This is a genomic window from Hydrogenophaga sp. 70-12, assembly GCF_001897365.1.
GTDB classification, from domain to species: domain Bacteria; phylum Pseudomonadota; class Gammaproteobacteria; order Burkholderiales; family Burkholderiaceae_C; genus Hydrogenophaga; species Hydrogenophaga borbori.
Genome location: NZ_MKSS01000419.1, coordinates 1 through 26,105 on the forward strand (window position 1 = coordinate 1; position 26,105 = coordinate 26,105).

Genomic DNA, 26,105 nt, shown 5'->3' on the forward strand with positions numbered 1-26,105 from the left:
CATCGAGCGCACGTCGAGCCGCGCGCCCAGTTGGGCGGCCGCGCGCCGCACGATGGACAGGCCCAGGCCTTCGGAGCGGCCATCGCGCGTGGGCGCGGTGTCGACGCGGAAGAACTCCTGGAAGATGGCATCGATTTTTTCGGGCGGGATGCCGATGCCCGTGTCCCATACCTGCACCTCGACGCTGGCGCCGCGCCGGCGCGCGCCCAGCACGATGCGCCCCTGCTGCGTGTAGCGCACGGCGTTGGACACCAGGTTGGTCAGGACGCGGCGCAGCACCGTGGGATCGGCCAGCACCCAGGCGCGGCTGGGCACCGCGTGCAGGCTCAGTCCCTTGCGCGCCGCCATGGCCGCGAATTCCGACACCATGTCGTCGAACGGCGCCTGCAGCGGCGTGGGGCGCGGCTGGAGCGGCTTCTGCCCGGTGCCGTGCAGGGAGGCGCCGAGCAGCATGTTGAGCAGCTCCATCAGGCTGTCCAGCGAGGCGCGCATGCGCTGCACGATGGGCACGAAGGGTTTGCTGGACAAGGGCGAGGGCGCGTGGCTCAGGCTGCGGATGGTGGTGAGGAACAGGCCGAGCGCGTGGATGGGCTGGCGCAGGTCGTGACTGGCCGAGGCCAGGAAGACGGACTTGCCACGATCGGCCGCCTCCGCGCGTTCGGTCTGCCAGCGCAGGTCGACGAGCAGGCGGTCGATGCGGCGCTGGGCCTGGTAGCGGTAGCTCATGTCCTGGATCAACACGGCCTGGCAAGGACTGTCCCCGTCCATGAAGGTGATGGCCTGGATCTGCATGGGGGGCTTGTCGTGCGCGCCCGGGAGCAGGGACAGGCTCAGGTCGATGGGCTGGCCGCCGCCCGCCCAGGCCTCAGGCGGAACGCCCAGCCGGTCCAGCACCTGCGCCAGCGACAGGCCGACCAGCTGCTGCCGTTCGAGGCCGGTGTGGCGGCTGGCGATCGGGTTGGCGTCCGTGATGACGCCCTGGTCGCACAGCAGGATGCCTTCGATGCCGGCCTCGAACAGGGCGTTGAGCCGCTCCAGCGTCTGGCGCAGGGCCTGCATGCCCCGGTGGCGCAGCGTGACGTCGCGGGTGAGCGTGGCCATGCGGTTCATCTGCCCGGGCCCGCCTGGTATTGGCCACAGCAGCACATCCATGACGCGGTCCTCGCCTTCGCCGCTGACCAGGGGGCGTTCGTAGCGCACGGGCCGCAGGGTGCGAAACGCCTTGGCCCGAAACGGCGCGGTCATGGCGTGGTTCTCTTCCCCCATCACGGTGAGCACCGAGCGGCCCTCGGCCTGGTCCGGCGTGGTGCTGTAGAAGCGCGCGAACGACACGTTGGTGAAGAGCATGGTCTCGCCCTCGGTCACCATGGACATCAGTTCCTGCAGCTGGTCCAGGGTATGCCGAAGGTGCCGCAGCGTCAGCGCGCGGCGGCCGCGCCGTTCCTCGACGTCCGACAGGTCGACGACGGTGCACAACCAGTCGCCGTTGCCCATGGGCGCCAGGTCGGCGTGCAGCAGGCGCGCGCCATGGCCGTGGGCGGCGGGTTCAAGGCGCAGGCGCCCGTGGAACGGCTCGCCACGCCGCAGCGGTTCGGACAGCTCGCCGCCAGCGTCGAAGGCCCGCCGCCATTCGGCCTCGCCCTGCCCATCGGCGCCCAGCAGCCCCTGCAGGGCCGCATTGGGCGTGAACCGCCAGGGGCTGGGCCGCAGTACGGCGGCCAGGCCCCCTATCTGTTCGATCCAATCGGGTGAAACCGTCGCACCGTGGTTCATGGGATGGAGCCCGCTCGGCATCGCTGTCGGTGCCCGTCGGCGCAGCGTGCGATGCTCGCGTTCATCCCTGTTCCAGCACTTGTCGCAGTAGATCGTGTTGCACGGGCTTGTGCAGCAGCGATAACCCCAAGGCCCGGATGTTCTGGGCCACGGGCACCGAGGTGTCGGCCGTGAAAACGTGCACGGGCACCGGCCGCACCAGACAGGCGCGAACGGTGCCGATGAACTGCGCCGCGTCGACCTGCCCGCCCAGGTGGTAGTCCGAGAGCACCAGGTCGATTTCCTCCGCGTGGGTAATGGCCAGCATGACCGCCTGGTCCTGGTCGGCCGCGCACCAGACCTGGTGGCCCCAGGCCTGCAACAGCTGCTGCATGGCCTGCAGCACCATGGCGTCGTCGTCGATGACCAGCACCCGCCTCGGGGCGCTGCTGGCCCTTCGTTTCGCGGCGGGCGAGGGCGGCGGCGCCAGCGGGGCCGCGGCGGGCGTGCCGCGGGGCACGGTGATGGAGAACATGGAGCCGCGCCCGGGCGCCGAGCGCACGTTCAGCCGGGCATCGAGCAACTTGGCCGAACGCTTCACGATCGACAGCCCCAGGCCGAGGCCGCGCAGGCCGCTGTCGCTCGCGCTGGCCGGGCTGACCTGGTAGAACTCGCCGAAGATGGCGTCGAGCTGGTCGGCCGCGATGCCGATGCCGCTGTCCCAGACCTGCAGCTCCACGCACGCGCCGCGGGGCCGCGCGCCCACCAGGACCCGGCCCTGCCGGGTGTAGCGGATGGCGTTGGAGACCAGGTTGTCCACGATGCGGCGCAGCACCACCGGGTCGGTGAACACCCAGGCGCGGGTGGGCACCACGTCCAGGCGCAGGCCTTTGCTGCTGGCGGCATCGCCGAGATCGGCCGCCAGCTCGCCGAACAGGGGGGCGAGGGGCACCGCGATCGGGTGCACCACCACCGCGTTGGCGTCCAGGCGCGAGACGTCGAGCAGCGAGTTGAGCAGGCGGCCCAGCGCGTCCAGCGAAGCGCCCATGCGCCGCGTCACTTGCTCCAGCGCGGGCAGCGGCAGGTACCGCGACTGGACGAGGGTTTCCAGGCTGGTGAGGAACAGGCCGAGCGCGTGGATGGGCTGGCGCAGGTCGTGGCTGGCCGCGGAGAGGAAAAGCGACTTGGCGCGGTCGGCCGCTTCGGCCCGGTCCCTCTGGGCGCTCAGGTGGTTGATGAGCTCGTGGATGCGCGCCTGCGCTTCGCGCCGGTCGCGCACGTCGCGAACGATGGCCATGCGCATGCGCTGGCCCTTGCGCTGCACGGTGCGCCCGATCAGCTCGACCGCGATGCGTGTGCCGTGCCGGTCGACCAGGTGGCATTCCTGGGCTTCGTGCGAGGCCGCGTCGGCGTGGGCCAGGCAGGCCGCCTGGTCTTCGGTGGCGATCAGGTCCAGGAAACGCCGCTCGCGCAGCGCTTCGGCCGTGGTGGAGAGCAGGCGGCAGGCGGCGGGGTTGGCATCGACGATGCGCTCGTCCATGTGCACGACGATGGCGTCGCTGCTCGCGATGACGAAGCGGCGCAGGCGCTCCTCGGAGGCGGTCAGCGCGGCCATGGTGGCGTGGTAGGCCGTGGTTTCCAGGGAGTCGAGCAGGTGGCCGCTGGGGCGGCCCTGGCTGTCGATGAGGGTGCGCAGCGTGCCCTCCAGCACGCGCAGCTGCCCCTGGTCGTCGTGCGCGCGCCAGATGAAAGGCCGCGCGCCGCCGGCCGGCTGGATGGCCTGGATCTCCTGGCGCAGGTGCGCGAACAGCGCCGGGCCGAACAGACCGAGCGCCGCCTGGCCCACCGGGTTCTGCTGGTACGGGACCAGCAGCCGCAGCAGGCTGCCGGCCGCGAAGGCGCAGCGCAATTCGGGACTGGTGTCGAGCTGAATCACCAGCAGCGGCAGGCTGTCGACCATCTCCTGCAGCTGCAGCAGGGCGTGGCCGGTGGTGTCGTGGGCCGCCTGCAGGTCGCTGATGTCGGCGAGCTGGCAGAGGTGGGACAGGCGCGCCGCCTGCCAATGGCCTTGGCAGCGCACATGCACGGGCTGGCCGTGGGCGTCGTCGAGCAGGCGCAGGCTCAAGGCGAAGGGCCGCGTCTGGCGCAGGGCCGCGAGCAGGGCGGCGCGGGCGGCGGGTGCGACGATGGACCAGTCCGACCAGTGGCCCGGCAGGCGCGCCTCCAGCGCCCGGCTGGCGGCGCTCAATGCCGTGGGGGTGCCGCCGAACGGCACGGTGAACCGGGCCCCGGGCGGATCAGGGGCCTGGACGTTCATTGACCACGCATCCACGACAGTGCCAATCGGCGTTGAAGTTTGATGGGATTCTGACCACGCAACCCCGCTTTGGGAAGCTGGCCCGGCGGCGCCGGCACCGGGGTGGGGCGCCGCCCAGGCATGCCTATGCGCCGGTGGGGATTGGCTCCGGCGCCCAAGCGCACTAGCATCGCCGCACCGGCCGGGAGCCGCGTCAGGAGCGGTCCATGAGCGATGCGTCGAGCCTGTGGGTGGAGTTGGTCAAGGTGTCGCCCAGCCTGCTGATGGCCCTGGTGGTCATCGTGCTGCTCATCGCCAACGCCGACGCCATCGCGCGCCTGCTGAAGAAGGCGTCCAAGGTCAGCGCGCTGGGCATCGAAATCGAGGCCTCGGCGGCGTCCCTGGACAAGGCGGTCGAGCTGCGCGGCCTGGACAACGTGGTGAGCCACCGGGCGCGCATGGCCGTGCTGCGCCGCCTCTCGGCCAATGCGGCCCTGCTGCGCGGCGCGCGCGTGCTGTGGGTGGACGACCAGCCGCCCAACAACCGCAACGAGCGGGCGCTGCTCGAGACGCTGGAGTTGCGCATCGACCTCGCCACCACCAGCGCCGCCGCCGAGCAGTTCCTGCGCAACCACCACTACCTGCTCATGCTCACCGACGTCCGGCGCGAAGGGCGCCCCGACGAGGGCATCCGCTTCGTGCAGGGCCTGCCGGCGAAGGGCTTGCTGCTGCCCGCCATCGGCTATGTCGGTACGGACCAGGGTGGCCTGGCGCGGCCCGCGTTCTTCTTCGGCATGACGAACCGCCCCGACGAGCTGATGCAGCTGGTGTGCGACGTGGCCCAGCGAGAAGGGGTCTGAGCGTGTTCGTGCAGCGCTGCATCAAAGGGATCTGGGGGGGGCCGGGCGGGCTGGCCGGCGAGAACGACGCCGATGCCGATCGCATCACGCAGGGCGGCGAGGGCATTCGCAGCAACTGGTGGCGCAACCGGGGGCAGCCCGCGCCCGAGCAGGTGGAGGGGCGGCTGCGCGCGCACGAACTGCACGACCACATTCACCGGTACGCCAGCGCAGGGCACCTCACGCCCTTCATCTCGCTCACCGCGGGCAGCGTCGAGCGCGACCGCGTGGCGAGCATCAACCGGCTGCTCACGGCCGAGGAAGTCGCCCTGCGCTTCGCCACCGACTGGGGCCGGCGCCCGGGGTACCTGTTCCACTGCTGGGTGCTGGTCGGCCTGAACCCGGCGGTGGAGGTCCAGGCCGTCGCCGAAGAGGTGCGTGAGCTGCACACCTACACGCGGTGGTCCGACTTCCAGCTCGAAGGCGAGATCACCGCCAAGCTGCTGGTGCCCTCGCACCAGATCGAGCGCTGGGCGTACTGGGACATTTCCATTGACCCCGCGGCGCCGCTGAGGCAACACACCAACCCGCGTTACCGGCCCCCCGAGCGCGTGTCCAACCTGCGCGAGGCCCTGGCCCGATGACGCTGCTGGAAGCCATCACCCGGTACGCGCCACCGGACGAAACGGACGAGCTGCGCTCCACGCTGCAGGCCCGGCTGCGGTACCTCCTCGCACGGGCCGAGGGCCTGCACGAGGCGGGGCGTGCGCCGGATATGGCGATTGCCACGCTCTGGCTCGACGCCTGCGAAACGGCCAGCTTCCTGGGCGACGACAGGGCCGCGCGCCGGGCCTTGCGCGGCGCCGCGCGCGCGCTCACGCTGGCCGGCAATCCGTTTGGCGAGACCTTGCGCGCCGCCTTTCTCGGCCGCTCGCCGCCGCGGTTCGTGGCGTCGGAGGGCGTGGACGAGGTCGCGCCAGTACAGGGTGCCGAACGGGCCTGGGCCGTCTTCAACAGCGCGCAACGCCAGCCATGGAACGACGAGGCCCAGGCGGCGCAGCGGAGCGGCTTCACCGGTGCCGAACGGTTCGGGCGCCTGGGCTGGACCCAGGACGAACTGCTGTCGGTGCTCACCGAGGGCCGCGAGCAGCGCCGGGCCTTCTTCGCCACCCACCTGCTGGCGCAGTTCCACGCCTTGCGCGCGGCCCAGCGCAACACCGACCTCTGGAGGCGCCAGCTGGCGCCCGTGGCCCTGTTCGACATGGAACTGGCCGTGCTGATCCGCCATGGCCTGGCCGAGCGCTGGGGCGAGGTGAGCACCCCTTGGACGGCGCAGACCGTGGAGGACCCCGAGCGGCGCGACTTCATGCGGGCCTATCTCGACAGCGTGTCCCGCCTGATCGAACCCGAACCGGGCGGCGAGCTGCCGATCCGGGTGGAGCAGCCGGTCTGAGCCCGGCGCGCGGCGGTGGCCATTGACGCCCGGCGGCCTCGCGGCGAGCATCGCCCCATGTCGCTCGATACCTGGCTCATCTACCTGGCCGCCGCCATCGGCCTGTCGCTGTCGCCCGGCCCCAACGGCCTGCTCGCGCTCACGCACGGCGCCCTGCACGGGCGCCGGCTCACGCTCTACACCATCGCGGGCGGGGCGCTGGGCTTCGTGCTGGTCATCGCGCTGTCCATGTTCGGCATCGGCGCGCTGCTCAAGACCTCGCTGGTCTGGCTCACGGTCTTGAAGTGGGTGGGCGGCGCCTACCTGGTGTGGCTGGGCATCCAGGTGTGGCGCTCGCCGCCGCTGGGCGAGGGCATGGCGCAGGCGGCGGCGCCGCGCAGCGGGGCCTCGCTGTTCCGCCAGGGGCTGCTGTCGGCGGTGAGCAATCCCAAGGCCGTGCTGTTCTTCGCGGCCTTCCTGCCGCAGTTCATCGACCCGGCGCGTGGCCTCTTCACGCAGTTCGTGCTGATGGCGGGCACCTTCGCGCTGGTGGAGATCCTCACCGAGCTGTTCATCGCCAGCGCCGCGAACCGCATCCGCCCCTGGCTGCAGCGCACGGGCAAGGCCTTCAACCGGGCCTGCGGCGGCGTGTTCGTGGCCATCGGCCTGGCCTTGCCGCTGCGCGGCTGAGGGCCCGTCCTGGCCCAGCCGGCGCGCGGCGGGGCCTTCAGAAGTCCGTGTTCACCGTGGAGCGGGTGAAGGCCTCGTTGTGGTCGATGAGCTCGTCCAGGGCCTTCGCGGCCAGGGTCTCGTCGCCGTCGGCGATGGCCTGCGAGATGCGGGCGTGCAGCACGGCGATGGGCTGCGTGTCGTCGGCCTGGCGGTGGTGCATGAACCAAAAGCGCCGCGACAGGCCATGCATGAGGCCCATGGCGCCGCTGGCGAATTCGTTGCGCGCGGCGCGCAGCGACAGGTCGTTGAAGGCCTTGTCGGCGCGCATGAAGCGCGTCTGGTCCTTGGCCTTGGCGGCGGCGTTGAACTCCTTGGCCAGTTCGGCGAACTGCTGGCGCTCCTGGTCCGTGGCGCGGCGCGCGGCGCAGCGCGCCACCAGGCGCTCGACCTCCCGGCGCGTTTCGAGCAGCCGCAGCTGGCGCTTGATGTCCAGCGCCGACACCAGCACGCCGCGCTGCGGCAGGATCTGCACCAGGTGTTCGCGGGCCAGGCGCTGCAGCGCCTCGCGCACCGGCGTGCGCCCGATGCCCAGGCGGGCCGACAGCTCGGCCTCGCTGAGCGCGGTGCCGGGCAACAGTTCGAGCTGGACGATCAGCGCCTCGATGCGCTCATAGGCCTGCGTGGTGAGGCTGCGGGGCCGGGCCGCGGGCGCTGACGCGTCGGCCGGCGGGGCGGCCTTGCCGCTGGCCTTCTTCGCGGTGGCCCGCGGGGTGCTGGGGGTCCCTGGTGTCTTTTTCGCCGTCGCTTTGCTCATGGGCGCGATTCTCCGGAAAGTTCTCCGTGGTAGGCATGGTGCACGATGCGGGCGTAGGCCTCGTTGGCCGGCCCCCCTGGCCAGGCCTTGGTCAGCCGCGTCACCGCCAGGCCGTCCGACACCAGCTGGGCCAGTTGTGCCGGCCCGACGCCGAAACTTATCAGATCGCCGGCCAGGCCCAGCCGGCGCACCAGCGCGCGCGTGAGCACCGGCGCCTGCCGGGCCAGGGCCAGCGGGTCATCGCCCGTGGCGCCCGCCAGGCGCGCGATCTCGGCGAGTTCGTCGCGCCGCGTGTCGACCAGCGCGTCCATCACGTAGGGCAGCATCACCGCGTTGGTGCTGCCGTGGCTGGCGTGCGTCAGTCCGGCCAGCGCATAGGCCAGACCGTGCACCGCGTTCAGGCCCGCGGTGGCGTAGGACATGGCCGCGTACAGGCTGGCGCGGGCCATGGCGTTGCGGGCGGCGCGGTCGTGCGGTCGCTCGAAGGCCGTGGCCAGGTGGGTGAAGGTCAGCGCCGTGGCCTGGCGCGCGAATTGAACGGTCAGTTCGTTGCGGCCGCTGTAGCCGGGGTCGGGGTCCTCGCCGTTGTCGAAGCGCGCCGCGTCCAGGGTCAGCCAGGACTCGATGGCGTGCGTCAGGGCGTCCAGGCCCGCGTCGGCCGTGACGCGTGGCGGGCAGGTCCAGGTCAGCTCCGGGTCGATCAGCGCGACCGCGGGCCGCAGCGCGTTGGCCATCAGCGCCACCTTGGTGGCGCTGCCCGGCTGCACCAGGATGGCGCCGGGCGTGATCTCCGAGCCGGTGCCGGCCGTGGTGGGCACGGCCACCAGCGGCAGCGGCGCCGCCGGCCAGTTCGCGCGGTCCATCAGCTCGGCCACGGGCCGGCCGCTGGGCAGGGCGACGCTGAGCGCCTTGGCCAGGTCGATGTTGCTGCCGCCGCCCCAGGCGATCAGGTGGTCGGGCCGCGCGCCCTGTTCGCGCACCCAGGCGCTGGCGCGGTCGGCCAGGGTGGTGGATGGGTCGGGCTCGCCGCCGTCGAACACGCGCACCGCGATGCCCTGCGCGCGCAGCGCCGCCAGCACCTCGGCCAGGGCGGGGCTGTTCTGCTGGAACCAGGCGTCGGTGACGACGAGGGCCTCGTGCCAGCCCAGGCTTTTGCAGAGCGGTGCGAGGCGGTGGCGGGCGCCGTCGGCGCAGATGACGCGGGGCGGCGTGTACAGGGCGACGGGCTGGTCGGAGAGGGGCTGCTGGGACATCAGGGTCAAAACGGATAGGCGTTGCGGAAGGTCTGTGAAACTATTGAAACACGATTGATATGTTACTTGTATGGCAAATCCTTCCATCGACCGATCGGCACAAACCCTCGAATGCAGGCTGGTGGGGCAGGGCGCTCCCCTGCTGCTGCTGCACGGCATCCAGGGCACGTCAGAGGCCTGGGCACCCGTGCTGCCCGCGCTGCTGGCGCGCCGCTGCGTGCTGCCCAACCTGCCCGGGCGTGGGCTGTCGCCGCGCTGGCGCGCGGACCAGGCCTTGTCGCACGCGCGCTACTACCACCTGGACCACTACGCCGACCTGGTGCACGCGCTGGTGACCGACCTGGCGCAGCGCACCGGCTCGCCGGTGGCCCTGGCCGGCTGGAGCATGGGCGTGAGCGTCATCCTGAACCTGCTGGCGCGCCATGGCGATGCCGCGCTGGAGCGCCTGGTGCTCGTGTCGGGCACCGCCTGCGCCACGCCGGGCGCGGTGTGGTTCCGCGGCGAGACGCCCGAGGCCCTGGAGCGTGAGGCCCGCGAGCGCGCCGAGCGCCTGCAGCTGAAGGCCGTGGCCGATGCCGACGCGGTGGCCGCCAGCTGGGCCTCGGTGCGCGGCGCCGACCTGCGCGCGGCGGCGCGTGGCATCCGACGCCCGACCCTGGTGGTGCACGGCGACCGCGACGGCGACTGCCCGTTCGAGCACGGCCGCTGGCTGGCCGATCACGTGCCCGGCGCGGCCTGGCTGCCCTTGCCAGGGGTGGGGCACTCGGTCATGGCCCAGGCGGGCGAGGCCCTAGGGTCTTCCATGAGTGCCTTCCTCGGTTCTTGACATGCGTATGATCGACTTCTACTATCCGACTAGTATGTTAGTTGGATTGCACAGGAGACGAGACCATGATGACTGAAAAGCAGCGCCGGTTCCGAGAGAAGTACAAGGGCGGCATCAGCCCCTTCTACAACGGCATCGTCCACACCAGCGTGATGTTCGCCGCCGGCATCGCGGCGCTCTGGTATTGCGCGCAGCGGCTCGACAACCCGACCTGGGAATGGCTGCTGGTGCTGCCCGTGTTCCTGGCGGGCAACTTCATCGAGTGGTTCATGCACAAGTACGTGATGCACCGCCGCATCGACGTCTTCGCGCTGCGCGCCATCTATGAGCGCCACACGCGCGAGCACCACCAGTACTTCACCGACAACGACATCACCATCGACACGACGCGCGAGTTCCGCATCGTGTTCTTTCCCTGGCGCGTGCTCATCGTGCTGGGCGTCTTCGGCACCGGCCTGGGTTGGATCGCGGCGCAGGTCTTCAACCCCAACGCGGGCTACATCCTGTTCATGACCATGGTCTGCCACTACCTGGTCTACGAGGTGTTCCACCTGTGCTGCCATGTGCACGAGAACTGGTTCGTGCGGAACATGCCCTTCATCAACACCATCCGCCGCCACCACACCGCGCACCACAACCAGGGGATCATGATGCACAAGAACATGAACCTCAGCTTTCCCATCTTCGACTGGATCATGGGAACCAGCGACCTGGACCGCGGCCTGATCGGCACGCTGTTCAATGGCTACGACGAGCGCTACATCAAGCCCGAGTTGAAGCCCATCGTCGCGCGCTTTCGCAACAACGAAACGCAGGAGCAGCGCGTCACGCTCGACGGCCCCGAGCTGACCGCCGAGGAAAAGCAGGCCCTGGCCTGAACACACGGGCCACCGCCTGAACACATACCCATACGCAGGAGACAACAGATGAAGCGACGTCAACTCATCGGCACCGGCCTGGCCGGCGCCGGCCTGCTGGCCAGCGCCAGCGCCAATGCCCAATCCGGCCCCACCTACAACTGGAAGATGGCCACCGGCTGGGCGGGCGGTCCCCTGATGGACATCGGCGCCAAGGCCTTCGCCGAGCGCATGAACCAGCTCTCGGGCGGGCGCTTCAAGATCCAGACCTTCCCGGGCGGCGGTCTGGGCAATGCGCTGAAGGTGCCCGAGACGGTGAAGAACGGCCTGGCCGAATGCGGCCACACCTGGATCGGCTACGACTGGGGCAAGGACGTCACCACCGCGCTGTTCGGCGGCTATGCCGGCAGCTTCGACGCCGAGCGCATGCTGCACTGGCTCTACGAGGGCGGCGGCGTGGAGCTGCAGCGTGAGTTCCGCGAAGGCGCCGACGGCGTCATCTCCTTCCCGCTGTTCATGCGCACCGCCGAGGTCTTCGTGCACTCGCGCAAGCCGGTGAAGACGCTGGAAGACCTCAAGGGCCTGAAGCTGCGCACCGCCGGCGCCTGGTTGGAAATGTCCAAGGAGCTGGGCGCGGCGCCGGTGACCACGGCCGGCGGCGACATCTTCCCCATGCTGGAGCGCGGCGCGATCGACGCGGTGGAGTGGGGCACGCCGTGGGAGAACGTCTCCTCGGGCTTCTACAAGGTGGCGCGCTACCTGAGCTACCCGGGCGTTCACCAGCCTTGCGCGCCGTTCGAGCTGGTGCTCAACAAAGGCGTGTGGGACAAGATGCCCGAGGCCGACCGCAAGCTGGTCGAGGTGGTGGCCAAACTGGTCACCTTCGAGAGCTGGGCCCGCATCGGCGCGGAAGACGCGAAGGCCTTCGAGTTCTACAAGAAGAACGGCGTCACCCTGATCGAGCTGGACGACGAGGTGCAGTTCGCCACGCGCAAGATCGGCCTGGACTGGGCCGACAGGACCGCCAAGGAAGGCAAATCCAAGTGGTTCGCCAAGGTGCACGAAAGCCAGAAGGCCTTCGACGCCGCCTGGCGCGACGCGGACGACTGGCGCAAGGTGAAAGTCAAGCGCACCTGATGCGAATGGGCGGCGCGCACCGCTCCCGGTGCGCGTCCGCGAACGGCGGCCCCACGCCGCCGCCTCTTTGATTGGGGTTTTCCTTGAATCGACTGATTGACCTCGCCGAGCGCTGGGTCGTGGGCGTTGGCGTGCTCGCGGCCTTGTTGCTGGTGCCCCTGGTGCTGGCCACCACCTGGGAGGTGGTGTCGCGCTACGCGCTGCACGCCCCCACCATCTGGGCCTACGAGATCGGCTACACGCTGACCGGTGCCCACTTCCTGCTGGCCCTGGCCTACACCCTGCGCCAGGGCGAGCACATCCGCATCGACGTGCTCAGCGTGTTCCTGTCGGACCGCGCGCGCCGCCGGATCGACACCGTGGTCTACGCGCTGCTGCTGCCCATCCTGGTCTGGGTGTCGTGGACGCTGTGGAACTACATGGCCGAGGGCTTCGCTCGCGGCGAGACCTCGGGCCAGTCGGCCCTGAACCTGCCGGTGTGGCCCTTCCGCGCGGTGTTCACGCTGGCGTTCGCCACACTGGCGCTGCAGGTGCTGTGCGAACTGCTCAAGTCCTTCGTCCGCCGCGAACCGGAGGCGCAAGGCTCATGATGGAATACCTGCCCTTCTTCATGCTGCCCGTCACCTTCGGGCTGATGTTCCTCGGCGTGCAGGTCGCCTTCGCGATGCTGCTCACCGCCACGATGTTCGGCCTGATCACCTTCGGCCCGGCGGTGGCGCACCAGTTCGTCGAGAAGATCGACGACCTCGCCTCCAACTTCGTCTTCGCCGCCATTCCGCTGTTCGTCTTCATGGGCGCTGTGCTGGAGAAGTCGGGCATCGCCGACCGGCTGTTCGAGGCCATCCACATCTGGACGCGCCGCCTGCCGGGCGGCCTGGCCATCGCCACGGTGCTGATGTGCATCGTGTTCGCCGCCTCCAGCGGGGTGATCGGCGCGACCGAGTCGGTGGTGGGGCTGCTGACCATCCCCATCATGCTGCGCTACGGCTACGACAAGCGCCTGATCAGCGGGGTCATCTGCGCCGGCGGCTCGCTGGGCACCATCATCCCGCCCTCGGTGGTGGTGGTGGTCATGGGCCCGCTGGCCGACGTCTCCGTGGGCGACCTCATGTACGGCATGGTGTTTCCCGGCCTGCTGATGGCCGGCCTGTACCTGGTCTACATCCTGGTGCTGTGCGTCGTGAAGCCCGAGCACGGCCCGCGCATCCCGCGCGAGCCGGGCGAGCCGGGCTTCGCCGAGAAGCTGGGCATCACGCTGCGCAACCTGGTGCCGCCGCTGCTGATGATCGTGGCGGTGCTGGGCTCCATCCTGGGCGGCCTGGCCTCGCCAACCGAGGCCGCGGCCATCGGCTGCGTGTGCGCGGTGCTGCTGACCATGCTCTACCGCCGCTTCACCTGGGCCGGCCTGTACGACTCGCTGCTGAAAACCGTGCGCGTCACCGCCATGATCATGGCGGTGCTGCTGGGCGGCACGCTGTTCACCGGCGTGTTCGTCGGCGGCGGTGGCATCAGCCTGGCCAGCACGGTGATCGAGCAGTTCCAGCTCGGCCCCTGGGGCCTGGTCTTCCTGCTGCTGCTGATCCTGTTCATCGCCGGCTTCTTCCTGGACTGGATCTCGATCGTGCTGATCTTCCTGCCGATCTTCACGCCGCTGGTGACCGCCGCGGGCTTCGACCCGGTGTGGTTCTGCATCCTGTTCCTGATCATGATCCAGACCAGCTACCTCACGCCGCCGCTGGCGCCCGCGATCTTCTACCTGCGCGCCGTGGCGCCGCCCGAGATCACCATGCGCCACATGTACGCGGGCATGGTGCCTTTCATCCTGCTGCAGGTCGTGGTGCTGGCGGTGACGATGGTCTGGCCCCAGATGGTGACCTGGCTGCCCGGCTGGGCCATGCAACTGCGCTGAAGGAGAAACGACCATGGACCAACGACCTGTCGAGCGTGTGCGCACCGACGTGCTGGTCATCGGCGGCGGCGCCACCGGCGTGGCCGCGGCCTGCACGGCGGCGCGCGCCGGCCTGTCGGTGCTGCTGGTGGAGCGCTACGGCTTCTGCGGCGGCGGGGCGGTGGCGGGCCTGTCCGGCACCATCTGCGGCCTGTACGAGGCCAGCGACACGCCGGTGACGCCGCGCCAGCTGGTGCACGGTTTCGTCGACGACTTCATCGCGCAGATGGAGTCGCGCGGCGGGCTCACCGAGCCCATGCTCTACGGCAAGACCTTCACGCGCGTGCATGAGCCGCTGGCCTGGCGCGAAAGCGCCGACGCCCTGCTGGCCCAGGCCGGCGTGCGCGTGCTGTACCACGCGCTGGCCACCGGCGTGCACCGCGACGGCGACCTGGTGGGCGGCGCGAACATCTGGACCAAGTCGGGCCTGCTCGACGTGCGCGCGCCCATCACCATCGACGCCAGCGGCGACGCCGATCTGCTGGCCATGGCGGGTTTTCGCACCTGGTGCGGGGCCGACGGCGTGGTGCAGAACCCGACCATGATCTTTCGCCTGCAGGGCGTGGACACGGCGCGCTTCATCGCCGAATACGGGCACGACACCATCATGCCGGTGGCGGTGAGCGAGCGCATCCTGGCCGCGCAGAAGGGTGGCCTGGACCTGCCGCGCGCCAAGATCTGGCTTTTCACCACCACGCGACCCGGTGAGCTGCTGTGCAACTGCACCCGCGTGCGCGGCGCCGACGGCCGCGAGCTCAACGCCGCCATCGCGCGCGACTTGAGCGAGGCCGAACCCCAGGGCCGCGCGCAGGTGCGCGCCTACGAGCGCTTCTTCCGTGAGAACCTGGCCGGCTGCGAGAACGCCTGGGTCAACGACACCGGCGTGCAGGTGGGCGTGCGCCAGACGCGCCAGGGCGCGGGCACCGCGGTGCTGCGCAACAGCGACGTGGTGGCCGGCAGCAAGTTCGCCGACGGCGTGGCGCGCTCGCCCTGGCCGATCGAACTGCACGCCGGCAGCAAGCCGCGCGTGGAATGGCTGCTGGGCGACTTCTACGAAGTGCCCTACGGCTGCTTCGTGCCCGAGGTGGGCGAGGGCCTGCTGTTCGGCGGGCGCTGCCTGTCGGCCGAGCACGAGGCCGTGGCCTCGGCGCGCGTCACGGCGCAGTGTTTCTCCTACGGGCAGGCGCTCGGCGTGGCGGCCACGCTGGCCGTGCGCGGACGGCGCCAGCCCCGGGCCATCGACGGGCGCGAGGTGCGCGCCGAACTCAACCGCCATGGCGCGCGGCTGGACGACTGAACCCTTTCCAGGACACCAATGACCTATCGCAGCAACTTCGAACGCGGCTCCACCCGCTGGGCCGTGCGCATGGCGCAATGGACGGCCATGGGCATTCCCGAGAGCGACTTCGACAAACCGAAGATCGCCGTGGTCAACACCTCCAGCGGCCTGTCGGTGTGCTTCTCGCACCTGGACCGCATCTCGAAGATCGTGCAGGACGCCATCCGCGCCGCCGGCGGGCTGCCGTTCGAGATCCGCACCGCCGCGCCCTCGGACTTCATCACCAGCGCGGGGCGCCAGGGCCGCTACCTCATGCCCACGCGCGACCTCATCGTCAACGACATCGAGGTGCAGGTCGAGGGCGCGGAACTCGACGGCATGCTGCTGCTGTCCAGCTGCGACAAGACCACGCCGGCCCACCTGATGGCCGCCGGCCGCCTGGACGTGCCCAGCCTGGTGCTGGCCTGCGGCTACCAGCTGGGCCGCCAGTGCGGCGAGCACCACGTCGACATCGAAGAGGTCTACAAGGCCGTGGGCACGGTGAAGGCGGGCCAGCTCTCGCTCGACGGCCTGCACGACATGTGCCGCGCCGCCATCGACGGCCCGGGCGTGTGCGCCGGCCTGGCCACGGCCAACTCCATGCACTGCCTGGCCGAGGCCCTGGGCCTGGCGCTGCCGGGCAATGCGCCGATCCGCGCCGACGGCCCGCGCCTGCACGCCCTGGCCGCCGAGGCCGGCGCGCGCATCGTCGAGCTGGTGCGCGAAGGCCTGCGGCCGCGCCAGATCCTCACGCCCGCCGCGCTGCGCAACGCCGTGCGCACCGCGGTGGCCATGGGCTGCTCGGTGAACGTGATGCGCCACCTCATCGCCATCGCCACCGAGGCCGAATGCCCCGTCGACGTCATCGCCGAGTTCGAGGCCTGCGCCGACACCGTGCCCATGCTCACGCAGATCCGCCCCAACGGCCCCGACCGCATCGAGGACCTGGACGCGGCTGGCGGCGTGCGCGCGGTGATGCAGCGCATGGGCCCGCTGGTGGACGGCGGCGCCCTGAGCGTGTCCGGGCGCACGGTGGGCGAGGTGCTGGCCGAGCCGCTGACCATCGACGAGCAGGTCATCCGCACGCTGGACGAACCCTTCGCGCGCGAGCCTGGCCTGATGGTGATCCGCGGCTCGCTCGCGCCCGACGGCGCGCTGGTCAAGCTGGCCGCCGTGCCCGCCGGCATCCGCCGCTTCGTGGGCACCGCCAAGGTCTTCGAGGACGAGTCCCTGGCCATCGACGGCCTGCGCACCGGCGCCGTGCAGCCGGGGCAGGTGATCGTGCTGCGCATGCTGGGGCCGCGCGGCGGCCCGGGCACGGTGTTCGCGGCCAGCTTCATGGCGGCCCTGGTGGGCGCCGGGCGCGGCGCCGACGTGGCCGTAGTCACCGACGGCGAGCTCTCCGGCCTCAACAGCGGCATCACCATCGGCCAGGTCATGCCCGAGGCCGCCGAGGGCGGCCCGCTGGCCGCCGTGCGCGACGGCGACACGGTCGAGATCGACCTGAACGCGCGCCGCATCGAGCTGTCCGTGCCGGCCGAGGAGATCGCCGCGCGCCTGCGCGACTTCAAGCCGCCGGTGCCGCAGGGCCGCTTCGGCTGGCTGCACCTGTACGGGCAGCTGGTACAACCGCTGTCCAAGGGCGCGGTGCTGGGCGAGCGCGCGCCGCTGAAGTGACACGAAAGGGGACACGATGACCTCCATGGCCGAACGCGCCGAGCGCTTCGTCGAGCTGCACCGCCAGGGCTGCTTCATCGTGCCCAACCCCTGGGACCGCGGCTCGGCCGTGCTGCTGGCGGGGCAGGGCTTCCAGGCCCTGGCCAGCAGCAGCGCCGGCCACGCCTTTGCCCTGGGCCTGCCCGATGGTGGCCTGGGCCGCGATCGCACCATCGCCCATTTGCGCGACCTGGCCCAGGCCACGGCGCTGCCCCTCACGGCCGACCTGGAGAACGGCTTCGGCGACCAGCCGCAGGACTGCGCGGACACCATCCGCCTGGCCGCCGAGGCCGGCGTGGTGGGCGGCTCCATCGAAGACGCCACCGGCCGCGCCGACGACCCGATCTACCCCTTCGACGCCGCCGTGGCGCGCGTGCGCGCGGCGGTGCGGGCGGCGCGGGCGCTGCCCCATCCCTTCGTGCTCACCGCGCGGGCCGAGAACCTGCTGTGGGGCCGGCCCGACCTGGACGACACCATCCGCCGCCTGCAGGCCTTCGCCGAGGCCGGTGCCGACGTGCTCTACGCCCCCGGCCTGAAGACCGCCGAGCAGGTGGAGCGCGTGGTGCGCGCGGTGGCGCCGCGCCCGGTGAACGTGGTGATGGGCCTGGCCGGCGGCGCGCTCACCCGCGCCGAGCTGGAGCGCCTGGGCGTGCGCCGCATCAGCGTGGGCTCCTCGCTGGCGCGCGCGGCCTATGCGGCGCTGCTCAAGGCCAGCGAAGAAATGAACGGGCCGGGCAGCTTCGGCTACGCGGCGGGCCTGCCCGGGCTGGGCGCCTTCAACCAGATGTTCCGCTAGGGCGGCGCGCCCGGGCCGGGCGCGGCGGGCCGTGTCTCAGGCCCGCAGAAGCCGGGCGGCCTGCGTGTGCGTCCAGGCCTCGAACAGGGTCCAGGCGCCGGCGCCGATGAACAGCACCCCCACCAGCACCAGCAGCAGCGGCAGCCCCACCAGCACCAGCAGCGCGCCGAACACATAGGCCATGGTGGTGGGCATGCCGTAGATGGCGCGCGTCTGGTCGTTGCGCATGGCCAGGGCGCGGAAGCTGCCGTTCTTCATGCGCCCGGCCAGGGTCACGCGCTCGCCGTCCTGCACGTCGGGCATGTTCATGAGCTTGATTTCTGCGGGTTGCCCGTCCACGCGAAAAGCGATCACCTGCTTGGTGTGCACGTTGCCGCCGTTCTTGCCGATGTGGCCCGAGGTTTCCGAGGAGTGGCGGATGCCGCTGACGGTGCCGGACAGGGTGATGAGGGACATGGTCGCGAAGCCTGGGTGGATGGACTGGACGCGACGATAGGCAGGCGCGCGCCGCGCGGCACCTCCCAAATGGGAGGTGCGCAGCGCGCGGCGCCGGGATCAGCCCGGACCGAAGGGGCGCGGCAGGTCGCGGCGAATGCACTCGACCAGCGCGGCCTGGCGGTGCGTGCCCGTCTTGCCGAACACCGCCTTGAGGCGCGTGCGCGCCGTGCCGTAGGTGATGCACAGGGCCTCGGCCGCCTCGCGCAGGCTCAGGCCTTCGCACAGCGCATGGGCCAGGCGGGCCTCGGCCGGCGTGAGGTGGTACAGGCCCTGCAGCACCTCGGTGGGCGGGCCACCGCGCGGGGCGCCCGCCGGTCCCAGCGACACCAGCACGCAGCGCCGCGGGCTGTGCCAGGACGAGAGCGGCAGCGTCCAGCCCGAGGCGCGCAAGGCCAGCGGCAGGCGGCTGCCGCCGCGCGCCAGGGTCAGCGTGTCGGGCACCGAGGCCGCGCGCAGCGAGCCCGCCGCGTGCGCCCTGAGCCAGGCGGTGAAGCGCGGGCGTTGGCCGGGCTGCAAGGGCTCCACGCCGCCATGGCGCAGCTGCAGGCCGTCGCGGCGCGCCAGCCAGTCCAGTGCGGCCCGGTTGCCGTGCAGCAGCCGGCCGTCGTCGTCCAGCAGGAGCAGGGCGTCGCCCAGGCCGTCGAGCATCGCGGCCAGGCCGTCCCGCGTGGCGCGCAGGGCGTCGAGGTGCTGGCGCACGCGCAGCGCCCGCACGAAATGCACGCTGAGCTGCTCGAACAGGCGAACCTCGGCGGCGTTGAAGCGCGGCAGGTCGGGCGCGCGCAGCAGCGTCACGTTGGCGATGGCGCGGCGGTCGCTGGTGAGCGTGTTGCCAATGCTGTGGTGAAAGCCCTGCGGCACCATCCACTCGTGGTAGTAGCTGGAGCGAAAGAGCGCGCCGCGCTGGCGGGTGAAGGCGTCCAGGCGCTCGTTGGTGCGCACCATGCCCTGGCGGTGCAGGGCGGTGGAGTGCACGTTCCAGGGGTTGTCGGGCGCGAAGTAGAAGCGGTTGAAGTGGCTCACCCAGTAGGGCGATACGCCGGCCAGGTGGGCCTCGCCGATCTCGCGCGTGGCGAAGTCGAGCACGTAGAAGGTCTCGGCCTCGGTGCGAAACGCGGTCTTGAGCCGGCCCAGCACCGAGGGCCAGTGCGTGGCGTCCAGCGCGGCGTCGTAGATGGCCTCGGTCAGGGCGTGGGTGGCGGGCGCGTCCATGAGCGCAGGCTTGTAGCACCCGCGGCCCTGGCGCACAAGGTGTCGGCGCGGCGACATTCGCCCCGCGCCCCATCGGGTAAGCCCCGCTGGTCACCCCCTGTCCGCGCTGCCTACGATGCCGCCATGAGCATCTACGACCAGCACCTGGACCGCACCCCGGCCAACTTCGTGGCCCTCTCGCCCGTGAGCTTCGTCGAGCGAACGGCCGAGGTCTTTGGCGACATGCCCGCCGTGGTGCACGGCGCGCGGCGCCTCAACTGGGCCCAGGTGCGCGAGCGCGCCGCCCGGCTGGCCGCGGCGCTGCGCGCCCTGGGCATCGGCAAGGGCGACACCGTCAGCACCCTGCTGCCCAACACGCCCGAGATGGTGGAGGCGCACTACGCCATTCCCGCGCTGGGCGCCGTCATCAACACCCTCAACACGCGCCTGGACGCCGCCCTGCTGGCCTGGCAGATGAACCACTGCGAGGCCAAGGTGCTGATCACCGACCGCGAGTTCGCGCCGGTGGTGGCCCAGGCCCTGGCCGCCCTGGGCCGGGGCATCGTGGTCATCGACGTCTGCGACAGCGAGTACAGCGGCCCTGGCGAGCGCCTGGGCGCGCACGAGTACGAGGCCCTGCTGGCCGCGCACGCGCCGCTGCCGCGCCTGGACGGCCCCGCCGACGAGTGGGACGCCATCGCCGTGAGCTACACCAGCGGCACCACCGGCGACCCCAAGGGCGTGGTCACGCACCACCGGGGCGCCTACCTCAACGCCGTCAGCAACGTGGTCACCTGGACCATGCCGCAGTTTCCGCGCTACCTGTGGACCCTGCCCATGTTCCATTGCAACGGCTGGTGCTTCCCCTGGACGGTGGCGCTGCAGGCCGGCGTGCACGTGTGCCTGCGCCGCGTGGAGCCGCTCGCCATCCTGGCCGCCATGCGCGAGCACGGCGTGGACCACTACTGCGCCGCGCCCATCGTGCACAACGCCGTGCTCTCCGCCGTGGGCGCCGACCCGGCGCTCAAGCACGGCATCGGCGCCGTGCGCGGCATGGTGGCGGGCGCCGCGCCGCCGGCCGCCATGATCGAAGGCATGGCGCGCCTGGGCTTCCAGATCACCCACGTCTACGGCCTAACCGAGGTCTACGGCCCGGCCTCGGTGGCCGTGGCGCGGCCCGGCTGGGCCAGCGCCGAGCTCGGCGAGCAGGTGCGCCTGAACGGCCGCCAGGGCGTGCGCTACCCGCTGCAGGAAGGCATGACCGTGATGGCGCCCGAGACCATGCAAGAGGTGCCCGCCGACGGCCAGACCATGGGCGAGATCATGTTCCGCGGCAACATCGTCATGAAGGGCTACCTGAAGAACCCCGCGTCCACCGCCAAGGCCTTCGAGGGCGGCTGGTTCCACACCGGCGACCTGGCCGTGCTGGAGCCCGACCGCTACGTGAAGATCAAGGACCGCAGCAAGGACGTGATCATCAGCGGCGGCGAGAACATCAGCTCCATCGAGGTGGAGGACGCGCTCTACCGCCACCCCGCCGTGATGGCCTGCGCCGTGGTGGCCAAGCCCGACCCGAAATGGGGGGAATCGCCGCTGGCCTTCGTGGAGCTGCGCCCCGGCGCGCAGACTACGGAAGCCGAACTCATCGCCCACTGCCGCACGCTGCTGGCCGGCTACAAGGTGCCCAAGGCCGTGCGCTTCGAGGCCATCCCCAAGACCAGCACCGGCAAGATCCAGAAGTTCGAACTGCGCGAGCGCGCCAAGAGTTCGAGCGCCATCGAATGACCGAGCGAGACAGACCATGAACGACCGGCTTGACCCCTCCATCGCCCACGAACCCCTGCGCTACGAGCGCGACCCGCGCGGCGTGGTCACGCTCACGCTGAACCGCCCGCAGTCCTTCAACGCCCTGAGCGAGGGCATGCTGGCCGCGCTGCAGGCCGCCGTGGACCGCGTGGCCGCCGACGAGGGCGCGCGCGTGGTGGTCATCGCCGCCGAGGGCAAGGCCTTCTGCGCCGGGCACGACCTGAAAGAGATGCGCGCCGAGCCCTCGCTGGACTACTACAACCGCCTGTTCGCCCAGTGCGGCCGCTTCATGATGGCCGTGCAGCAACTGCCCGTGCCCGTCATCGCGCAGGTGCAGGGCATCGCCACGGCGGCGGGCTGCCAGCTGGTGGCCATGTGCGACCTGGCCGTGGCCGTGCGCGAGGCGCGCTTCGCCGTCAGCGGCATCAACGTGGGCCTGTTCTGCAGCACGCCCAGCGTGGCGCTGAGCCGCAACCTGGGCCGCAAGGCCGCCTTCGAGATGCTGGTGACGGGCGACTTCATCGGCGCCGACGAAGCCAAAGCCAAGGGCCTCATCAACCGCGTGGTGGACGCGGCCGACCTGCAGGCCGAAGTGGCGAAGCTGGTGGACAGCATCCTGGCCAAGCCGCGGATGGCCATCGCCGCCGGCAAGGGCCTGTTCTACCGCCAGCTGGAAACCGGCATCGCCGCCGCCTACGACGACGCGGCCCGCACCATGGCCTGCAACATGATGGACCCGAGCGCGCTGGAAGGCGTGCAGGCCTTCATCGACAAGCGCAAGCCCCACTGGTGAGCGGCCCATGAAAGCCGCCTTCTACGAAGCCGTGGGCCCGGCCCACGAGGTGCTGCAACTCGCCGACATCCCCGAGCCCCAGCCCGCCCCCGGCGAGGTGCGCGTGCGGGTGGCCTGGTCGGGCGTGAACCCGTCCGACGTGAAGTCCCGCGCCGGCCTGCGCAGCAAGGCGCTGCCGTTCCCGCGCGTCGTGCCGCACAGCGACGGCAGCGGCGTCATCGACGCGGTGGGCGAGGGCGTGAGCCGCGCGCGCCTCGGCGAACGCGTGTGGCTGTGGAACGCCGCCTGGGGCCGCGCGCACGGCACCGCCTGCGAGGCCCTGTGCCTGCCGCAGCAGCAGGCCGTGCGCCTGCCCGACGCCGCCAGCGGCGAGGTCGGCGCCTGCCTGGGCATTCCCGCGCTCACCGCGCTGCACGCGGTGCTGATGGACGGCGGCGTGGCCGGCAAGACCGTGCTGGTGGCCGGTGGCGCGGGCGCCGTGGGCCACGGCGCGGTGCAGCTGGCCAGCCAGCTCGGCGCGGCGCGGGTCATCGCCACCGTGAGTTCGGACGAGAAGGCGCGCATCGCGCGCGAGGCCGGTGCCGACGAGGCGGTGAACTACAAGACCGAGCCCCTGGTGCAGCGGGTGGCCGAGCTCACGCAAGGGCAGGGCGTGGACCGCATCATCGAAACCGACATGGCCGCCAACGCCGCCGCCAACCTCGACATGCTCAAGTCCGGCGGCGAGGTGGTGGCCTACGGCAGCGGCGCCTCGCCCCTGGCCATTCCCTTCTACCCACTGATCGTGAAGAACCTGCAGCTCAAGTTCTTCATGGTCTACCACCTGAGCGAGGCCGACCGCGCGCGCGCCACCGGCACGCTCAACCGCCTGCTGGAACGCGGCGCGCTGCGCTTCCCCATCGCCGAACGCCTGCCGCTGGAGCGCATCGCCGACGCGCACCAGCTGGTGGAAAGCGGCCGCGCCGTGGGCAACGTGGTGCTGCGCGTGGGCGCGGCCTGAGGCACCCGAACGATGAACACAGCACCGAACCCCGCTTACCACTACACCCCCATCGGCCAGGTGCGCGGCGGCCGCGCCGAGGCCACCAAGGACGGCTGGGGCCCGAACCGCTCGCGCATCGAGCTCAGCGACCCGCGCCTGGGCCCCGACAGCCTGCTCGGCCTGGACCAGGTCTCGCACATCGAGGTGGTCTTCCACTTTCACGTGGACGAACAGGAGCCCGTTGAAACCGGCGCCCGCCACCCGCGCAACCGCGCCGACTGGCCGCGCGTGGGCATCTTCGCGCAGCGCGCGCGCATGCGGCCCAACCGCATCGGCCTGTGCATCTGCCGCGTGCTGGGCGTCAGCGGCACCACCATCGAAGTGGAGGGCCTGGACGCCGTGGACGGCACGCCCGTGCTCGACATCAAACCCGTGTGGAGCGCCACGCTGCCGCGCGGCGAGTTGCGCGAACCCGCCTGGGCCCAGGCCCTGATGGCGAACTACTGGTGACACCCCCCAGCCATGCAAGACGACATCCCCACCCTGAGGCGCATCCTCAAGGACTGCCGCACCATCGCCGTGGTCGGCCTCTCGGCCGAATGGCACCGGCCCAGCTACTTCGCGGCCAAGTACATGCAGCAACACGGCTACCGCATCGTGCCGGTGAACCCCAAGTACCCCGAGATACTGGGCGAGCCCAGCTACGCCCGCCTGGAGGACATCCCCTTCCCCGTGGACATGGTCGACGTCTTCCGCAAGGAGCAAGACATTCCGCCCATTGCCCAGAGCGCCGCCGCCATCGGCGCCAAATGCCTGTGGCAGCAGCTGGGCCTCAAGAGCGAAGCCGCCGACCGCATCGCCACCGAGGCCGGCCTGGACAGCGTGTGGGACCGCTGCGTGAAGATCGAACACGCCCGCCTGTTCGGCGGCCTGAACTGGGCCGGCGTGAACACCCAGGTGATTTCGGCCAGGCGCCCGGTGTGACATGGCCGACCGACAGTTCCACCCCGAGACCCTGGCCATCCACGCCGGCCAGATCCCCGACAGCAGCACCGGCTCGCGCGCGCTGCCCATCTACCAGACCACCAGCTTCGTCTTCGACAGCGCCGAGCACGCCGCCAGCCTGTTCAACCTGCAGACCTTCGGCAACGTCTACTCGCGCCTGAGCAACCCCACCGTGTGCGCGCTGGAAGAGCGCGTGGCCGCGCTGGAAGGCGCGCGCGCCGCCGTGGCCTGCGCCAGCGGCATGGCCGCCGAGACCCTGGCCCTGACCACCCTGCTGCAAAGCGGCGACCACGTGGTGGCCGCCGGCGCCCTGTACGGCGGCAGCGTGACCATGCTGGCCGTGAGCCTGCGCAAGTTCGGCATCGAAACCAGCTTTGTGGACGCCACCGACCCGGACGCCTTTGCCGCCGCCATGCGGCCCAACACCCGCGCCGTGTACGCCGAGACCCTGGGCAACCCCAGCATGGTGGTGCTGGACATCGCCGCCATCGCCGACGTGGCCCACGCGCACGGCGTGCCCCTGATCGTGGACAACACCGTGCCCAGCCCCTTTCTGTGCAACCCGGTGAAGCTGGGCGCGGACATCGTCATCCACAGCGCGACCAAGTACCTGGCGGGCCACGGCACCACCCTGGGCGGCGTGGTGGTGGAGGGCGGCAAATTCCCCTGGGACAACGGCAAATTCCCCGGCATGACCGAGCCATCGCCCGGCTACCACGGCGTGAAGTTCTACGAAACCTTTGGCGACTTTGGCTTCAGCATGCGCTGCCGCATGGAAGGCCTGCGCGTCTACGGCGCCTCACTGGCGCCCACCAGCGCGTGGCAGATATTGCAGGGCGTGGAAACCCTGCCGCTGCGCATGGAACGCCACTGCGCGAACGCGCTGGCCCTGGCCAAGTTTTTGAAAGACGACCCGCGCGTGAGCTGGGTGAACTACCCCGGCCTGGAAGACCACCCGCAGCACGCGCTGATGAAGCGCCAGATGCGCGGCGCTTCAGGCCTGCTGGCCTTTGGCGTGAAGGGCGGAATGGAGGCGGGCGTGCGCTTCATCGAAAGCGCGCAGTTCATGAGCCACCTGGTGAACATTGGGGATACGCGCACGCTGATTTCGCACCCGGCGAGCACGACGCATCGTCAATTGGATGAGGCTCAGCAGATTGCTGCGGGGGTGCTGCCGGACATGATTCGGATATCGGTCGGGCTGGAGCACATTGAGGACATTCTTTGGGATGTGGGGCAGGGGTTGGGGAGGGCGGTGGGGTGAGACTGTCGAATCAGCAATGATATTTGGCCTCGCCTCAATGGGTTGAAAGAAGGCAAGCCATGCATCGATTTTCTGCATCGCAGGGAGTCTCTCGTTGCGCTGCTTCGTTTCAGTTAGCTATGGTCCGAATTGGCCTCTATAGATGCTCGATCGGTCTTAATGGTAGTCAAAAAATCCTTCAAATTAGTGGATGCTTGGCCTGCGCTGCATGCCCCAAGATTCGTTTTGAAAATCGTGAAGCGTGTCGAGATCGTCACAGAGAAAGGCGCAATTTTCAACATTGAATTTTGAAATTCCGGCAAGGGTCGATGTGAACTTCGCTTGGCGGATTTTGACCAGTTCAAACACATCATCGAGAGTGCCTGCTCGATATTCTCCGCATGACATTCTCATGACATCAAAGATGATTTGATCGAAATAGTCATGTGCATTTTCCACTAAAGTGTGGATATAGCTCGGCCGTTTTCCAGAGTGCACTAACATGTTGCGCGTTCTGTAAATTCGACGAATTTGCCACTCTACTTTCATAAGGTGTGTGTCGAGTGCCGCTCTCAAGGAAGCTGGGGAGCCTAGTAATTCGCTCAGTTGATAGGCGCGATAGCGAAGTAAGTGAAAGTCCTTTAATTCTGTATATAGCTCTGATCGCAGCTCGCTATTGGTGTCGACGGCCAGGAGTGCCATTGCCCTATAGATGGTATTTGCACCTTCTATGCCAGGGACTTTGTTCAGCAGGCGTTTTGCGTACCATGGCTTCCATGAGATTAGATCATGTGTGAAACGCTGAACAATGCGCTGTATATAGGCTTGCATCAGAAATGGCGTCATTTGATTCAGTATATTTACAATCTTTGCTCCGTGGGCAGTGGACGGGATGAGCGTTTCCAGTGCTGTCCAAAGCGTTACCAATTGA

Annotated in this window: 25 protein-coding genes; 18 read left to right on the forward strand and 7 right to left on the reverse strand. The window is 70.1% G+C overall.

Features of this window, described 5'->3' with window-relative positions; all coding sequences use genetic code 11:
• Together BGO22_RS21745 and BGO22_RS21750 are read right to left on the reverse strand one after the other, a co-directional pair.
• Positions 1–1,773: PAS domain-containing sensor histidine kinase (locus BGO22_RS21745; protein WP_286852423.1), on the reverse strand; the 1,773-nt coding region annotated here is incomplete at its 3' end.
• A 61-nt stretch (positions 1,774–1,834) separates the two neighbouring features.
• Positions 1,835–4,069, reverse strand: a complete 2,235-nt coding sequence (locus BGO22_RS21750; RefSeq protein ID WP_083293115.1) for a hybrid sensor histidine kinase/response regulator — start codon at positions 4,067–4,069, stop codon at positions 1,835–1,837.
• Between the two features lie 206 nt (positions 4,070–4,275).
• Here BGO22_RS21750 and BGO22_RS21755 point away from each other — a divergent pair, with 206 nt between their 5' ends.
• Genes BGO22_RS21755 through BGO22_RS21770 form a run of 4 tightly spaced genes read left to right on the forward strand, consistent with a single transcriptional unit; the run spans position 4,276 to position 7,009 of the window.
• The gene (locus tag BGO22_RS21755) at positions 4,276–4,908 is read left to right on the forward strand and encodes a response regulator (RefSeq protein WP_070398688.1); all 633 of its coding nucleotides are present in this window, start codon (positions 4,276–4,278) and stop codon (positions 4,906–4,908) included.
• Positions 4,909–4,916: 8 nt separating this feature from the next.
• Positions 4,917–5,531 (forward strand): hypothetical protein, encoded by a 615-nt coding sequence (locus BGO22_RS21760; RefSeq protein ID WP_139147008.1) that lies wholly within the window; start codon positions 4,917–4,919, stop codon positions 5,529–5,531.
• Positions 5,528–6,340: a hypothetical protein gene (locus BGO22_RS21765; protein WP_070398686.1), complete on the forward strand. Its 813-nt coding sequence runs from the start codon at positions 5,528–5,530 to the stop codon at positions 6,338–6,340. Before BGO22_RS21760 ends, BGO22_RS21765 begins: the two co-directional genes overlap by 4 nt.
• Before the next feature lie 57 nt (positions 6,341–6,397).
• Positions 6,398–7,009 carry a LysE family translocator gene (locus BGO22_RS21770; RefSeq protein WP_070398685.1) on the forward strand — a complete coding sequence of 204 codons (612 nt, stop codon included), beginning with the start codon at positions 6,398–6,400 and terminating at the stop codon, positions 7,007–7,009.
• A gap of 37 nt (positions 7,010–7,046) precedes the next feature.
• On the opposite strand, the gene BGO22_RS21775 is transcribed toward BGO22_RS21770, so the two are convergent.
• Both BGO22_RS21775 and BGO22_RS21780 read right to left on the reverse strand, forming a co-directional pair.
• Positions 7,047–7,805 carry a GntR family transcriptional regulator gene (locus BGO22_RS21775; protein WP_070398684.1) on the reverse strand — a complete coding sequence of 253 codons (759 nt, stop codon included), beginning with the start codon at positions 7,803–7,805 and terminating at the stop codon, positions 7,047–7,049.
• Positions 7,802–9,058, reverse strand: coding sequence for an iron-containing alcohol dehydrogenase (locus tag BGO22_RS21780; RefSeq protein ID WP_070398683.1), 1,257 nt, complete (start codon positions 9,056–9,058; stop codon positions 7,802–7,804). The genes BGO22_RS21775 and BGO22_RS21780 overlap by 4 nt, the downstream gene beginning before the upstream one ends.
• A 70-nt stretch (positions 9,059–9,128) precedes the next feature.
• On the opposite strand from BGO22_RS21780, the gene BGO22_RS21785 reads away from it, so the two are divergent.
• The 8 genes from BGO22_RS21785 (at position 9,129) to BGO22_RS21820 (ending at position 17,656) form a co-directional block, all read left to right on the forward strand.
• Positions 9,129–9,884 (forward strand): alpha/beta fold hydrolase, encoded by a 756-nt coding sequence (locus BGO22_RS21785; RefSeq protein ID WP_070398682.1) that lies wholly within the window; start codon positions 9,129–9,131, stop codon positions 9,882–9,884.
• 65 nt (positions 9,885–9,949) lie between these two features.
• A complete protein-coding gene (locus BGO22_RS21790) occupies positions 9,950–10,762 on the forward strand; it encodes a sterol desaturase family protein (protein ID WP_070398681.1) in 813 nt (270 codons plus the stop codon).
• A 48-nt stretch (positions 10,763–10,810) separates the two neighbouring features.
• Positions 10,811–11,878, forward strand: coding sequence for a TRAP transporter substrate-binding protein DctP (gene dctP / locus BGO22_RS21795; RefSeq protein WP_070398680.1), 1,068 nt, complete (start codon positions 10,811–10,813; stop codon positions 11,876–11,878).
• Between the two features lie 83 nt (positions 11,879–11,961).
• Positions 11,962–12,468 (forward strand): TRAP transporter small permease subunit, encoded by a 507-nt coding sequence (locus BGO22_RS21800; RefSeq protein ID WP_083293113.1) that lies wholly within the window; start codon positions 11,962–11,964, stop codon positions 12,466–12,468.
• Positions 12,465–13,787 carry a TRAP transporter large permease gene (locus BGO22_RS21805; protein WP_070398679.1) on the forward strand — a complete coding sequence of 441 codons (1,323 nt, stop codon included), beginning with the start codon at positions 12,465–12,467 and terminating at the stop codon, positions 13,785–13,787. The genes BGO22_RS21800 and BGO22_RS21805 overlap by 4 nt, the downstream gene beginning before the upstream one ends.
• Before the next feature lie 13 nt (positions 13,788–13,800).
• Positions 13,801–15,123, forward strand: coding sequence for an FAD-dependent oxidoreductase (locus BGO22_RS21810; RefSeq protein ID WP_286852424.1), 1,323 nt, complete (start codon positions 13,801–13,803; stop codon positions 15,121–15,123).
• Positions 15,124–15,141: 18 nt separating this feature from the next.
• Positions 15,142–16,821 (forward strand): dihydroxy-acid dehydratase, encoded by a 1,680-nt coding sequence (gene ilvD, locus BGO22_RS21815; protein ID WP_070398677.1) that lies wholly within the window; start codon positions 15,142–15,144, stop codon positions 16,819–16,821.
• Between the two features lie 16 nt (positions 16,822–16,837).
• Positions 16,838–17,656: an isocitrate lyase/PEP mutase family protein gene (locus BGO22_RS21820; protein WP_070398676.1), complete on the forward strand. Its 819-nt coding sequence runs from the start codon at positions 16,838–16,840 to the stop codon at positions 17,654–17,656.
• Between the two features lie 36 nt (positions 17,657–17,692).
• Here the strand turns inward: BGO22_RS21820 and BGO22_RS21825 are convergent, their stop codons facing one another.
• Together BGO22_RS21825 and BGO22_RS21830 are read right to left on the reverse strand one after the other, a co-directional pair.
• Positions 17,693–18,112 carry a hypothetical protein gene (locus BGO22_RS21825; RefSeq protein WP_070398675.1) on the reverse strand — a complete coding sequence of 140 codons (420 nt, stop codon included), beginning with the start codon at positions 18,110–18,112 and terminating at the stop codon, positions 17,693–17,695.
• Positions 18,113–18,211: 99 nt separating this feature from the next.
• Positions 18,212–19,366 (reverse strand): helix-turn-helix transcriptional regulator, encoded by a 1,155-nt coding sequence (locus BGO22_RS21830; RefSeq protein WP_070398674.1) that lies wholly within the window; start codon positions 19,364–19,366, stop codon positions 18,212–18,214.
• Between the two features lie 123 nt (positions 19,367–19,489).
• Here BGO22_RS21830 and BGO22_RS21835 point away from each other — a divergent pair, with 123 nt between their 5' ends.
• From BGO22_RS21835 to BGO22_RS21860, 6 genes are read left to right on the forward strand one after another with little or no spacing between them, the layout of a single operon-like run.
• On the forward strand, positions 19,490–21,130 hold the full coding sequence (locus BGO22_RS21835; RefSeq protein WP_070398673.1) for an acyl-CoA synthetase: 1,641 nt from the start codon (positions 19,490–19,492) through the stop codon (positions 21,128–21,130).
• A 16-nt stretch (positions 21,131–21,146) separates the two neighbouring features.
• Entirely contained in the window at positions 21,147–21,944 is a 798-nt protein-coding gene (locus tag BGO22_RS21840) for an enoyl-CoA hydratase (protein WP_070398672.1), read from the forward strand.
• Between the two features lie 7 nt (positions 21,945–21,951).
• Positions 21,952–22,944 carry an NADPH:quinone reductase gene (locus BGO22_RS21845; RefSeq protein ID WP_070398671.1) on the forward strand — a complete coding sequence of 331 codons (993 nt, stop codon included), beginning with the start codon at positions 21,952–21,954 and terminating at the stop codon, positions 22,942–22,944.
• Between the two features lie 12 nt (positions 22,945–22,956).
• The gene (locus tag BGO22_RS21850; protein WP_070398670.1) at positions 22,957–23,436 is read left to right on the forward strand and encodes an SAM-dependent methyltransferase; all 480 of its coding nucleotides are present in this window, start codon (positions 22,957–22,959) and stop codon (positions 23,434–23,436) included.
• A 12-nt stretch (positions 23,437–23,448) separates the two neighbouring features.
• Positions 23,449–23,910: a CoA-binding protein gene (locus BGO22_RS21855; protein ID WP_070398669.1), complete on the forward strand. Its 462-nt coding sequence runs from the start codon at positions 23,449–23,451 to the stop codon at positions 23,908–23,910.
• Between the two features lies 1 nt (position 23,911).
• Complete coding sequence (locus BGO22_RS21860; protein ID WP_070398668.1) at positions 23,912–25,195, forward strand: O-acetylhomoserine aminocarboxypropyltransferase/cysteine synthase family protein; 1,284 nt, start codon at positions 23,912–23,914, stop codon at positions 25,193–25,195.
• 183 nt (positions 25,196–25,378) lie between these two features.
• On the opposite strand, the gene BGO22_RS21865 is transcribed toward BGO22_RS21860, so the two are convergent.
• Positions 25,379–26,105: hypothetical protein (locus BGO22_RS21865; RefSeq protein ID WP_286852425.1), on the reverse strand; the 727-nt coding region annotated here is incomplete at its 5' end.